This window comes from Methanohalophilus sp. (assembly GCF_030156785.1).
GTDB lineage: Archaea > Halobacteriota > Methanosarcinia > Methanosarcinales > Methanosarcinaceae > Methanohalophilus.
Genome location: NZ_JASGLW010000010.1, coordinates 64,211 through 75,528, shown reverse-complemented (window position 1 = coordinate 75,528; position 11,318 = coordinate 64,211). Strand labels below are relative to the sequence as shown.

The following is an 11,318-nucleotide window of genomic DNA, read 5'->3' as shown; positions in this document are numbered from 1 at the left end:
TGAAAGATGGTGCAGGGAACATACCTGCCCGGCATCCATAATTGATGCTTTTGAAAACAACTTCGAGTTCGGAGCACACAAAGCTGCATTTATTGCCCAGCTCGCAAAAAAGCATAAACTGCTGATTCACTCGGAGATGCCTGATGACGATGTGAGGGATATTTTCTTTGAACCGGTAAAGGACATCCAAAAAGTAGTAGATGATTTGCTGGAAGAGAATCCAGATGCAAGAATATATGTGATGCCTTACGGCCAGATGACTTTACCGATAAATTGAAAATGGTAGATTCAGTGGGTATCATGTACCCAGAATTCCCCTTCTGAAGTTATTTCTTTTTTCCATACTGGTACATTTGCTTTAAGGCGCTCTATACCTTCCCTTAAAGCAGAAAACATCTCCTGGCGATGGGATGCTGCAACAACAATGTATACTATGTCAGCACCCGGCATGAGTTTTCCATACTTGTGATACATGACCGCATCAATAACCCCCTCCTGTGCCCGGAGATCGGAACAAATTGCTTCCATATGTTTCTCAGCAATAGTTTCATACTTCTCAAAATCAAGCATTTTCGTGATTGTTCCGTCGGTATTTTCCCTGACAACTCCAACAAAGGTTCCTATGCACCCGACCTCTGGGAAAGCAGGATTTTGTTTTACCTTTTTTATAAGGGATTCAAGCGTCATGTATTCTGGAAGATCTTTTATTGCCTTCACAACCGGCTTCATATCCCAATCAGAGCGCGGAGGTAAGCGGAAAAGGACATTTGAAATTTCATCGCCATCATCGAGATCACCAAGTACAACCTTTGGCAAATCCGTTTTTTTTGCTCCTTCAACAATTGCAAAATCCATTCCTGAATCGGCAAGCATGTCAAGTGCTTTATCAAGCCCCTCATCACGGCTGATTGTTACAACCCCTTCTTCAGCAACAGCGGAAGTCATGGTGGCTCCTGCATCAAAGTGCTTTCCGGTATCCTTTTCAGGAGAATCAAATCGGTGATCTGTCATCAATTTGACAGTTCCGACTTTTCCTTTTGCGGAGAGAGCCTAAACCAAACGGCATGTAAAAGTGGTTTTCCCCGTATTCTTGTTCCCTACTACTGCAATGATTTTCATAGGATAGGGATTGGAAATTAAGGTATTAATATGTAATTATGCTGGAGATATATAAGAATCAATAAATACAGTTACTTTGTTGAAAACATTTCTGGAAAGCCAATATCTTAAATTATACCTCTGCCTACAGATGCTTTAAAGTTACATAAAAGTGCTTTAAAATACACTAAAATATCTGATTCAGTGGGGATGATTGTAGGCAGCCATTTTAACACATGGCCAGCCATAAAAAACATGGGGATAGACGTGGTTGGAACACTGGAAAACATAGGGATTAAACTCGAGTTTCCTGTTACCGATCATATTGAATGGTGGGGACTTTTGTTGATAGATTGATATTATTTAATTAATAAATTGATTCACAACACAAAAATATAATACATAATAGTTCTTTTATTTTAACCATGGATGATCGGATCATCAGAATAAAAGATCTTCCTGAAGAAGAAAGACCTCGCGAACGTCTTATGAAAAGAGGAGCTGAAAGTCTTTCCAATTCCGAATTGCTGGCGGTTATCCTGAGAACAGGGACGGCAAAGGAAAATGTTATAAGTCTTTGTAATCGTATTTTTTCTGAGTATAATATCAAGCAACTCAGTCAGGCAAGCCTCACAAAACTTATGGAAATTCATGGGGTTGGAAATGCAAAAGCAGCCCAGATTGCAGCAATTTTTGAACTGGCAAGAAGACTTGAGAGTTTTTGTGAGGAGCCAAAGCGTAAAATCAAATCTTCCGCTGATGTGTACTCGCTGATTTATCCTCAGGTCCGGGAATTGAAAAAAGAACGCCTCACAACCCTACATCTTGATACAAAAAACAATGTTATCAGGGAAGAAATAGTGTCCATCGGAACCCTAAATTCAAACATCGTTCACCCGAGGGAAGTTTTCAAATCAGCACTCCTTGAATCCGCAGCATCTGTCATCATCACGCATAATCATCCGTCGGGAGATCCCAGCCCAAGCAGGGAAGATATTGCAGTCACCCAGAAACTGGTTGACGGGGGAAAACTGCTGGGAATAGATGTACTGGATCATGTAATCATCGGAGATGGATGTTATGTCAGTTTAAAGGATCAAGGATACATTCCATGATTTCTGAACCAAAAAAACATTTAAGTTATTGGATACCATTAAAGCAGCAGATGAAAGAAATTGAGCTATTAGATCCTTATGCAGTACCCTACAAAGGTATTTATGCCATTTGCAATGAGGACAATACTCTCGCAGAAATAATAGAGGACAGCAACTGCTACGGTGGCGCAGCATGGTCTCGCTACCATTATTCACATTCACCGCTAATCCTGAATACAAGAGTTCTCGGAAACATGAATCGTTTTCTTGTGAAAACCGGATGTGAAAAGCTGAACCTTATTCCGTCTTCTGCTGCAGCAGGTATTGAAGCAGTTGAAGTTAAAGGCTCAGATGTAAAAATCACCTATGCAGGTCTTGGGGGAGGAGGTGTTGGTGCCACCCGTTGCAGGGCAATGGCACGGGGAGTACTCAATACCTCATTAACTAAATCAGGTGGTGGGAGGGCGGCAAAGGGGACAATCGTAGTCCCTCGCAGAGAGCGTGTTCTCATAGGCATTGATGACACAGATACCAAGGATGAAGGTGCAACATGGTGTCTTACGCACAACATTGCCCACTGCGTTGACAGCCTTGATTCTGTTTATTTATCACAGTCTCTGGTACAGCTTTATCCCGTATCTGCAAAAACTCAGAACTGTGTTTCTACAGTGCTTGAATTCGGATGCGTAAACAAAAATGCTAAAAAAGAACTTCTTGAATCTATTCGAGGAGCACTTGAAAAATATAGTGTGTCAGGTGAAACAGGCATGGTTGCGCTCTCTTCATTTGAAGCAAGGGAAGCTTATGAATACAGTAAGCTCTGTCGCAGTGGTGAACTTACTCATGCTTTTGCTAAACAATATGCCGAAGAAAACGGTATAGAAATCTGGATGGACGGAAATGGCCTTATTGGTGCTCTTGCTGCCATTGCATGGTTTGCACGCCCGGATGAATCAGTAATAATGGACGCTGAAATTCTATGAATACAAAAGCTTCTAAAAGGAAATTTTCCGGTGCAGAAGCAATCCTTGAAACAGCAAGGAAATGCAATATCGGGCTTGTCAGCGGTGTTCCCGGCTACCCGATTACTTCTCTTATGAACATGTTTCTGAAAGATTCTTTTTTTAGTGACAAATCCTTTTGGGTAACCAACGAAAAAGTCGCTCTGGAGATGGCTCTTGGTGCATCGGTAACAGGAACACGGGCATTAGTAATTAACAAACATGTGGGTATGAACGTCCTCTCTGATCCGCTAATCTCATCAACCACCCATACAATCGGTGCAGGAATTGTGATAATTGTAGGTGATGACCCCGGTATTACCGCATCTCAGAATGAACAGGATTCCCGATACTTTGGGACACTGGCTGAAGTTGCCCTGTTTGATCCAGCAAAACCACAGGATACTGCAACTGCATTAAGCGATGCATTCAGGATTTCAGAGAAAAGTCATTCTGTCGTAATAATAAGGGTTACCTCCAGAATGTTGGAAAGCCTCCAAGAAGTAGACTTCCCAGATTCTTCAGAAACAACTGCTACCTATGATCTTTCTATCTGGGATTACACAATGAAAGGGAAACATCAGCTCTTCCATGCAATATCTTACCCCTATCTTGTCGCTGAAAGTGAGAAAAGAGCAGCATCCCGTTTAAGTGAAAATAAAGAAAAGCTGGGTATTGTTTCATCAGGATACGTTTCCACAATTGTTGATGAAGTAATAAGCAAAAATAAGGTTAATTGTTCCCATCTTGTTCTCAACATGGTCGCACCTTTTCCTTATAAGGCAATTAGAAAATTCATTGATAAACATGAGAATATTCTGGTTGCAGAAGAGACGGAAACCTATCTGGAATCACACATGGCAATGAGCCGGAAGGTAAAAGGCAAGATGACTGGGCATCTTCCTTATGGCATAATTGTAGATGATGATATAAGCACTGCAATCAGTGAAATTGACAAGGATCAGGTTAGAGCAACAAGAAAAATTGAAACCATTGCCTCCAGGGGACCCAGACCACTTTGTGAGGATTGTCCATTCCTTCCACTCTACAGGATTCTTGGGAAATTGGAAGTCCCGATAGCCGGTGACGTCGGATGCCTGATACGCAGTGCACCGGCTCCTTTACGGGCAGTTGAAACTGGATTTGCACTGGGATCTTCAATATCAGTTGCCAGTGGTTTTTCTACAAAAGGAATATCAGTTATAGGGGATTTTGGACTTGCACATTTCGGAATAGTTGGACTTATTAATGCAGTCCAACTCGACAGCGATATCTTAATAATAATCCTGAAAAACCATGTTGCTGCAATGACAGGTGGACAGGAAGCTCCTGACCTTACCAATGTGGTCAGGCAACTGGTTGAAGATGTTATGACTATTAATGCAGATGACGAAAGCGAGGAAGAACTAAGAAAAGTTATTCAGGGCAAACTTGTCAGGAAGGGTATATCTGTTATTTTCATTGAGGGAAAGTGCACTAAATATTGTGATGATGAGGAGATGTAAATATGAAGGTGGCATGCGTACAGTTAGATATTGATCTGTGCGAAAAGAAGGCAAATATCAGGAAAGCACTTGAAATGTCAACAAATGCTGTTGAGAATGGTGCTGAAATTGTGGTGCTTCCAGAAGTATTCTCCACAGGCTTTTGCTATGATAATATCAAGCAACAGGCAGAACTTCCTCCGTACCCTACCCTTGAACCATTTAAGAAATTATCCCGAAAAAATGCGTGTGTGATTATCGGTTCCCTAATTGAATTAAAGGAAGAAGATAATCAATATGCAAACATGGGCTTCTATATAGATTCCGGAAAACTTATAGGAGAATACAGAAAAACACACCTTTTCAAGGAGGAAAATGCCTATTTTTCAAAGGGAAGTGAGATCAATTCTTTTGCAATCCCTAGCAAAAACCTCAGAATTGGACTTGAGATTTGCTATGAAGTACGATTCCCTGAAGTTGCACGTAAGCTTGCATTGCAGGGCGCTGATATCCTCGTAACCATTGCACAATTCCCTGATCCCAGATGTGATCAGTGGAAGACTCTTTCAAAGGCAAGAGCTATCGAAAATCAAATCCCACACATTGCCTGTAACCGTACAGGCAACGACCCGAAAAACAGCTTTTTCGGTCATTCAATGATAATCGATGCACTTGGCAATATTGTTAAAGAAGCCGGAAGGGAAGAGGGAATAATTATGGGGGAACTTGACTCTGCGTTGTCAAAGGAAGTCCGCAGTTTTATTCCTGTTTTTACTGATAGGAGAAAAGAGCTCTATTAAATTGACAATTTTTTAGCTATAGAAGACACACAGAGAAAACACCAATTCTAGCGTTCATTTTATGACTTGAACTCTTAACTATAAGACAATTCAAATCTAAGCCTTTATGACATATAACTATGGATAATTAACACCGCCAAGTAACTAACTGCAGTACTGACGATCGCAGAGTTTTTTGAGATTCAGAGTGAACCGCACAAGACAATAATCTTATAAAGAGTACCTTACTGGAATACCAAGGATTTCATCCTTTCCTGATGCAATATCCTTTGCAATCATGGCACAGCCAAGTGCAGCACTCCATTTTCCAAGTATTTTTGGCTTGCAGCCTGAATGTTTCCAGACAAGCTCCTGCACATATTCCACTTCTCCTATTGAACCTGCAAGGAACAAGCTGCTTTTGTCAATTCCATAATCTCTCAATAAAACCTACATAGCTGTAATTTCCATAGCTGCAAACAGACCAAGGCAATCCATTGAAAATGCCGCATCCTGTTTGCCTTCATCAAATGCTTCAAGTAATTCCGAAGATGTTGTATAAGCAGTATTTTTCAGGACACCGCTGTTCATGAAAGCCTCATTAGCAGTGCATTTTCCTGCATCTACATTTCGGATTGCCTCTAAATCAAGCGGACCATGATTTGTTCCCGGCGCAAAAATACAGGCATCGATAGCCCCTATCACTTTGCCATCTGCAACTCCCACAGTCACTGTATTTGAACCCATGTCAGATACAATGAAGTCCATGGCACCACTACAGGCGGCATTATAGGCAATACCCAGTTTTTCAGGACTGGTGGAATGAGAAAAAATATTCAGCCTCGGATCAGTATTGCTTTTTTTATGTATTCCCGGAATCACTACTGCCGGAAGATCACTATGCAGTATTGCATCAAAAACAAGAGTTCCGGCACCGGTTTTTTCCCCGGCACCTTCAATGCTCTGCACACCTCTGTTTTTCACATTTTTTATATTTTCAATGCAGGAGATACCGTCTCCCATTGAATATGTAATTGCAACAAGCTCAATTTCATCTGCTTGAATATTAAAATTATCCATGAGAATTGGAATAATTTCCTTTTCATCTATATTTGAGAGTTCATGTCTGGGTATTTCAAAATGCTTTTTGTAAGAATTGTCAATAGCAGCAAAACGCATTGCATTTGTTCCGTGATCAATTCCCAGAAACATGATAAACTCCTTTTCAAGATAGCATAGCGTTTAATTCATCCATTAGCTTTTCGCCTTCCTCAAGACTCCCTACGTTTGTAACAAGACGTATTTCCTGTGAGGAAGTACCTTGCGATAACAGAAGTCTCAAATTACCTCTGCTATCCGGACGCAGGATTTTTGCAGTTAACCTGCCACCGGAAGCACTTTTCCCCCTGACGGAAATAATTGAAGGAATTATTCGCTTAATGTTTGGATGCTGGCTAATTATACGAAGAATTTTCTTACCAGTTCGACCTCCAATTACAGTGGTATGAGAGCCACCAAGCTTATCCTTTAAAATTGAATCAGAAGACATATGAACAAAAAAGGTATTGACAGAGCACTCAAATGCTCTGTATATCATTCATAGTGAGAAGATTAATGCCACCTTCATTAAGGATCTTGATAGCCTTTTCTATGTCACTTACACGGACTATTAAAAAAGCCTTTTCAGTACGTGTTACAAAGGCGTAGGCATAATCTATATTGACATTGTGTTTCCCCAGCAGGTCTGCAATTGTTGCAAGCTGTCCGGGAACATCTTTCATTTCAATTCCCAGGACATCTGTCTCAGAAACCGTGAAGCCTGCATTATGGAGAACACGATGTGCATTATCTGGATTATCAACAACCATCCTGATTATTCCAAAATCACCGGCTTCGGCGATTGTGAAAGCACGGATATTTATTGATTCCTCCTTAAATTTGGACGCAATGTTTGCAAGCCTTCCAGGTTTATTTTCTGCGAAAAGAGAAATCTGTTTGATAAGATTATCATCCATTTTACCAACCCATTATTATTTACTATAAGTAAGTTTTCCCGATATTGTTTATAGCTTTCTGTTATCAATTACTTTTTTTGATTTGCCCATTGAACGTGGAAGAGTACCGTGTTCTACAAGTTCCACTTTAACAGAAAGATTCAGGACATTCTTCAGAGATTCGGAAACTCTCTTTTCAAGAGCCATAATGTCATTGACCTTATCACTGAAAGCCTCATCATTCATTTCAATCTGGACTTTCATGACATCAAGTTCATTGATGCGATCCACGATTATCATGAAGTGCTCACCAACTTCGGGAATCTTCATAAGTACTGATTCAACCTGACCGGGGAATACATTGATTCCACGAACAATAAGCATATCATCAACACGTCCTGAAACACGCATGATTCTGGGATGAGTACGACCACATTTGCAGGGTTCCCTGTTCAAAACTGTGTAATCACCAATGCGGTACCTGATAAGCGGCAGAGCTTCCTTGGCAAGGGTTGTTATCACCAGTTCACCACGTTCCCCATCAACGAGAGGCTCACCGGTATCGGGATCAATAATCTCAACAAGAAACTGGTCTGCCCATATGTGAATACCATTCTGGTATCTACATTCTGTAAACAACGGGCCACTTAACTCTGATGTCCCGAATATATCATATGCTTTAATTCCAGTAGCATCTTCTATGCGTTTACGCATTTCCTCAGTCCATGGTTCAGCCCCAAGAATACCAACACGAAGACGTGTGTCTTTTGCGAAATCCAGTCCTTCTGCTTTTGCAACTTCACTCATGTAAAGCAAGTATGAAGGAGTGCATGCAATGGCTGTTGTACCAAGATCCTGCATGAGTTCAAGCTGTTTTTCAGTGCTTCCTGTACTTATAGGAAGAACAGTAGCACCTACTTCCTCTGCACCATAATGCATACCCAGGCCTCCGGTAAACAAGCCATATCCATAGCTTACCTGAAGTACATCATCACGTCCTACACCAATGGATGTTAGCGCTCTTCCAAGGGATTTTGACCATTCCTTGATATCGTTCATTGTATAACCAACAACAGTTGGTTTTCCGGTTGTACCTGACGATACATGAAACCGAACAAGTTGTTTGTTTGGAACGCAAAACATGCCTGTTGGATATGTATCTCGAAGATCTTTTTTATAGGTAAAGGGAAGTTTAGTTAGATCCTTAAGGGACGTTATGTCTTCGGGTTTTACGCCTACTGCATCGAAGCGTTTCCGGTAAAAGGGAGAGTGATTGTAAACATAAGAAACAAGATTCTTTAACTTCTGCTCCTGTAGTTTTTCAAGTTCATCTACAGGCATACGCTCTATCTGTGGATTCCAGTATTCTATCATAGACCTTGCCTTCCCTGCGTAAATATGATTTTACTACAGGATTGTTATCAATATTTATAAGATAACCGGATTCTGCCTTTTCATCAGAATTTCAACAACCTTATCCTTGCAAATCTGAAGAATGTTATCTATTTCTGCATTAACCTCAATACCTGCAGCACCTGCGTGCCCACCACCGGTCCCTTCATAATTCTCACTGATTTCTTCCATGATCTGACCTAAGTTTACACCGGCATTAACAGCATCACGTTTAGCACGCCCGCTGACCCGCACAGAACCGTCTTTCGAAGTCCCTATGAGAGCAACATCTGCTCCAATATTTATTAGCATAGAAGCAGCCGTTCCTCCAAATGAGCTGACATAGGAAACAACGATCAGCCAATCACCCACACGTTCAATATGAGCCCGGTTTGCGGATTTGAGCAGGGCGATGCGCATGGAAACATCTTGTGGAGTCGCAGCCATCAGTTCCAGCACTTCTGCATATTCGACACCGCTTGCTTCTATTATATCTGCAAAGGTACGAAAAGTTTCACTTGTGGCATGTTTGAAATGTCCGGTATCTGTTACTATTCCAGTCATAAGTCCTATGGCGGTGCGATACATTATCGGAGCCCCCATGCATGTCAGCACTTTGTATACAATTTCTGCAACTGACGTAGAAGGACGATGGAGGTAAAAGGAGGCGTTTTCTATAAGTGCTGTAGTTGCATGATGATCAATCACACAATAGTGCTCGAGCTCAATATTATTTAACTGGGCACTCGTAGAAGTATCGACTACAACAACAATGTCATAGTCCTTTGGATCAGGGTTTTCTACAATTTCGATTTCCAGTTTATCTATAAGAAGAGAAGCAACACGATTGCTTCCATCTACAAGACCAATGGTTCCACCTATGGCTTCTGAGAGTGCAAAGGCACTGCTCACAGCATCTGGATCAGCATTCCTGTGGCACAAATAAAGAATGTTGTGATAGTCCAGTAACCTGCTATAAAACCCAGCTTCATCTACCTGCATTTGGATCCCGACAGGATAAAATGAATTTATAAAGCAAAACTGAGATCACAGACGCTCATTGCGCCTGGAATCCCTGTGTACCCATAGATTGCTTTATTTGCTCCTGAAGCTGGGCAAAACGTTTTGAAATGCGTTCTTCTTGCCTTGAAATTGACTGTAACCTGAGTCCCAGGGTTTCACACCTTTCTTTGAGCTTGTTAATTGCATCTTCCTTTGTGCAACGAATTTGCATATCACCGACTGTTCTATAAACAACTGCATCATCATCAAGTTTTTCAAGCTCTTCAAGTGCCATTTCAGATTCTTTCTGTAAAGATTCAACCTGGCTTTTCTGAATTGCAAGAGATTGCGCCTGCTGTTGAACCTGCTGCAACTGAGCAATTTGATTCTGGACCTGTGGGGGTATTTCTGAACTCATAATGGTTTCACCTGCCTCAAAATAGATTTTAAGTGATTTTAATCTTTCTACGTTGAAGTGCAGGATTACCTTACATGTATCATTATTAAGTTTGAATTAGGAAAATTTACAATTGAATTTCATGTCCTTTGCATTTATTCTTGCAAAATGACAATATTAAAAAAGTACAGCAAATACAGATTAAAAAGGCTGTTTATTATAAAAAGTCACAGAAGTTTTATACGCATCGGCTATTAGGCATGACTCATAAGCCACATTAACCAGCCGATACCATGTATTCAGAGTCGAACGCATGGATACAAGGTCATCTGCTTCAACTTCAAGGATAATAAGTCCATTATCCGCTTTAAAAGAAATGGAAGATCTATCCGTGACCAGCCTATCCAGTTCAGGGAGCAGTGTGAGATAGATTTTTTCTGCATAATTAGTCTCAAAGATAGATTTTACAGATACCCTCATTTTTTCCCATCATATACTTTGAAACTCTTAATGTTAAACCTAAATAACAGCCTACCCTCATTGCAAAATTCAATTGACTCATCACTAACCTTAAGGCAGCTACTGTTGCAATCATTAGACGGTAGCAAAAGAATGGAAGAAAGAATCGTTGCAAGGTTACCAGTTCCCGTCATCGAAGGTTTAGGAAGGCGGCGCGGGAGTTTTTCCAATGGCGATGTAACTGTCATCCAGATAGAGAGCTTTTTAATCCCTTCTCTATAGAATAGAAGGCTTGAAGGATTCCCATGATACTCCCCTACCAGCAGAAGAGGATTAGAACTATCCATTTCCAGAAGTTCACCAAGGCTACGCTTACCACGATTTAAATAGCTACATCCAAAAAAAGAAGCCAGCCACTTACAGACTGAACGTGTTGATTGTGAAGGAGAACGAGAAGAGGTTATTAACATTCTTCTCACTCAGCCTTAATACGCTTAATACTGGTAGGCCTTTCCTTCACAAGAATGCGGTTTCCACAATATGGACAGCGAATACCGGTGTATTGGTAATCAATTTCCACCGGGCGTTTACATCTTGTGCATTTGTAATCCATAGATT

15 protein-coding genes and 2 pseudogenes are annotated in these 11,318 nt (G+C 40.9%); 6 read left to right on the top strand and 11 right to left on the bottom strand.

The genetic code is table 11. From position 1 onward, the window contains the following. Positions 1-277: pseudogene (locus PWQ49_RS06895) on the top strand (transcriptional regulator); the annotation flags it as partial. An 11-nt stretch (positions 278-288) separates the two neighbouring features. Here the strand turns inward: PWQ49_RS06895 and PWQ49_RS06890 are convergent. Next, positions 289-1,035: pseudogene (locus tag PWQ49_RS06890) on the bottom strand (molybdopterin synthase); the annotation flags it as partial. 267 nt (positions 1,036-1,302) lie between these two features. On the opposite strand from PWQ49_RS06890, the gene PWQ49_RS06885 reads away from it, so the two are divergent. The 5 genes from PWQ49_RS06885 (at position 1,303) to PWQ49_RS06865 (ending at position 5,477) form a co-directional block, all read left to right on the top strand. Beyond that, positions 1,303-1,455: a hypothetical protein gene (locus tag PWQ49_RS06885; protein WP_300609294.1), complete on the top strand. Its 153-nt coding sequence runs from the start codon at positions 1,303-1,305 to the stop codon at positions 1,453-1,455. Between the two features lie 68 nt (positions 1,456-1,523). Continuing rightward, complete coding sequence (gene radC, locus PWQ49_RS06880; protein ID WP_300609292.1) at positions 1,524-2,213, top strand: DNA repair protein RadC; 690 nt, start codon at positions 1,524-1,526, stop codon at positions 2,211-2,213. Positions 2,214-2,263: 50 nt separating this feature from the next. Continuing rightward, entirely contained in the window at positions 2,264-3,175 is a 912-nt protein-coding gene (mmp11, locus tag PWQ49_RS06875) for a methanogenesis marker protein 11 (RefSeq protein WP_300609290.1), read from the top strand. After that, a complete protein-coding gene (locus tag PWQ49_RS06870; protein WP_300609288.1) occupies positions 3,172-4,698 on the top strand; it encodes a thiamine pyrophosphate-dependent enzyme in 1,527 nt (508 codons plus the stop codon). Before mmp11 ends, PWQ49_RS06870 begins: the two co-directional genes overlap by 4 nt. A 2-nt stretch (positions 4,699-4,700) precedes the next feature. Continuing rightward, positions 4,701-5,477 (top strand): carbon-nitrogen family hydrolase, encoded by a 777-nt coding sequence (locus PWQ49_RS06865; RefSeq protein ID WP_300609286.1) that lies wholly within the window; start codon positions 4,701-4,703, stop codon positions 5,475-5,477. 210 nt (positions 5,478-5,687) lie between these two features. Here the strand turns inward: PWQ49_RS06865 and PWQ49_RS08360 are convergent, their stop codons facing one another. The 10 genes from PWQ49_RS08360 to PWQ49_RS06820 all read right to left on the bottom strand — a co-directional run bounded on the left by PWQ49_RS08360 (position 5,688) and on the right by PWQ49_RS06820 (position 11,313). Further along, a complete protein-coding gene (locus tag PWQ49_RS08360) occupies positions 5,688-5,900 on the bottom strand; it encodes a hypothetical protein (protein WP_363321834.1) in 213 nt (70 codons plus the stop codon). 6 nt (positions 5,901-5,906) lie between these two features. Then, positions 5,907-6,668 carry a methanogenesis marker 12 protein gene (locus tag PWQ49_RS06860; RefSeq protein ID WP_363321833.1) on the bottom strand — a complete coding sequence of 254 codons (762 nt, stop codon included), beginning with the start codon at positions 6,666-6,668 and terminating at the stop codon, positions 5,907-5,909. A 13-nt stretch (positions 6,669-6,681) separates the two neighbouring features. Further along, positions 6,682-7,005 (bottom strand): DUF2103 domain-containing protein, encoded by a 324-nt coding sequence (locus PWQ49_RS06855; RefSeq protein WP_300609284.1) that lies wholly within the window; start codon positions 7,003-7,005, stop codon positions 6,682-6,684. 28 nt (positions 7,006-7,033) lie between these two features. After that, complete coding sequence (locus PWQ49_RS06850; RefSeq protein ID WP_300609282.1) at positions 7,034-7,471, bottom strand: ACT domain-containing protein; 438 nt, start codon at positions 7,469-7,471, stop codon at positions 7,034-7,036. 48 nt (positions 7,472-7,519) lie between these two features. Continuing rightward, complete coding sequence (locus PWQ49_RS06845) at positions 7,520-8,824, bottom strand: phenylacetate--CoA ligase (RefSeq protein ID WP_300609280.1); 1,305 nt, start codon at positions 8,822-8,824, stop codon at positions 7,520-7,522. Positions 8,825-8,878: 54 nt separating this feature from the next. Beyond that, positions 8,879-9,844, bottom strand: coding sequence for a DHHA1 domain-containing protein (locus PWQ49_RS06840; RefSeq protein ID WP_300609278.1), 966 nt, complete (start codon positions 9,842-9,844; stop codon positions 8,879-8,881). 55 nt (positions 9,845-9,899) lie between these two features. Next, the gene (locus PWQ49_RS06835) at positions 9,900-10,262 is read right to left on the bottom strand and encodes a prefoldin subunit beta (RefSeq protein ID WP_300609276.1); all 363 of its coding nucleotides are present in this window, start codon (positions 10,260-10,262) and stop codon (positions 9,900-9,902) included. Positions 10,263-10,442: 180 nt separating this feature from the next. Beyond that, positions 10,443-10,721 carry a KEOPS complex subunit Pcc1 gene (locus PWQ49_RS06830; protein ID WP_300609274.1) on the bottom strand — a complete coding sequence of 93 codons (279 nt, stop codon included), beginning with the start codon at positions 10,719-10,721 and terminating at the stop codon, positions 10,443-10,445. Then, positions 10,718-11,170 carry a hypothetical protein gene (locus PWQ49_RS06825; protein ID WP_300609272.1) on the bottom strand — a complete coding sequence of 151 codons (453 nt, stop codon included), beginning with the start codon at positions 11,168-11,170 and terminating at the stop codon, positions 10,718-10,720. Before PWQ49_RS06825 ends, PWQ49_RS06830 begins: the two co-directional genes overlap by 4 nt. A gap of 5 nt (positions 11,171-11,175) precedes the next feature. Continuing rightward, positions 11,176-11,313: a DNA-directed RNA polymerase subunit P gene (locus PWQ49_RS06820; protein ID WP_300609270.1), complete on the bottom strand. Its 138-nt coding sequence runs from the start codon at positions 11,311-11,313 to the stop codon at positions 11,176-11,178. Positions 11,314-11,318 lie beyond the last annotated feature (5 nt).

Coding starts and splice junctions, on each gene's coding strand:
- PWQ49_RS06865 (WP_300609286.1), top strand. CDS start 4,701: ATGAAGGTGGCATGCGTACAGTTAGATATTGATCTGTGCGAAAAGAAG.
- PWQ49_RS06825 (WP_300609272.1), bottom strand. CDS start 11,170: ATGTTAATAACCTCTTCTCGTTCTCCTTCACAATCAACACGTTCAGTC.
- PWQ49_RS06845 (WP_300609280.1), bottom strand. CDS start 8,824: ATGATAGAATACTGGAATCCACAGATAGAGCGTATGCCTGTAGATGAA.
- PWQ49_RS06835 (WP_300609276.1), bottom strand. CDS start 10,262: ATGAGTTCAGAAATACCCCCACAGGTCCAGAATCAAATTGCTCAGTTG.
- PWQ49_RS06870 (WP_300609288.1), top strand. CDS start 3,172: ATGAATACAAAAGCTTCTAAAAGGAAATTTTCCGGTGCAGAAGCAATC.
- PWQ49_RS06855 (WP_300609284.1), bottom strand. CDS start 7,005: ATGTCTTCTGATTCAATTTTAAAGGATAAGCTTGGTGGCTCTCATACC.
- radC (WP_300609292.1), top strand. CDS start 1,524: ATGGATGATCGGATCATCAGAATAAAAGATCTTCCTGAAGAAGAAAGA.
- PWQ49_RS06830 (WP_300609274.1), bottom strand. CDS start 10,721: ATGAGGGTATCTGTAAAATCTATCTTTGAGACTAATTATGCAGAAAAA.
- PWQ49_RS06840 (WP_300609278.1), bottom strand. CDS start 9,844: ATGCAGGTAGATGAAGCTGGGTTTTATAGCAGGTTACTGGACTATCAC.
- mmp11 (WP_300609290.1), top strand. CDS start 2,264: ATGAAAGAAATTGAGCTATTAGATCCTTATGCAGTACCCTACAAAGGT.
- PWQ49_RS06860 (WP_363321833.1), bottom strand. CDS start 6,668: ATGTTTCTGGGAATTGATCACGGAACAAATGCAATGCGTTTTGCTGCT.
- PWQ49_RS06820 (WP_300609270.1), bottom strand. CDS start 11,313: ATGGATTACAAATGCACAAGATGTAAACGCCCGGTGGAAATTGATTAC.
- PWQ49_RS06850 (WP_300609282.1), bottom strand. CDS start 7,471: ATGGATGATAATCTTATCAAACAGATTTCTCTTTTCGCAGAAAATAAA.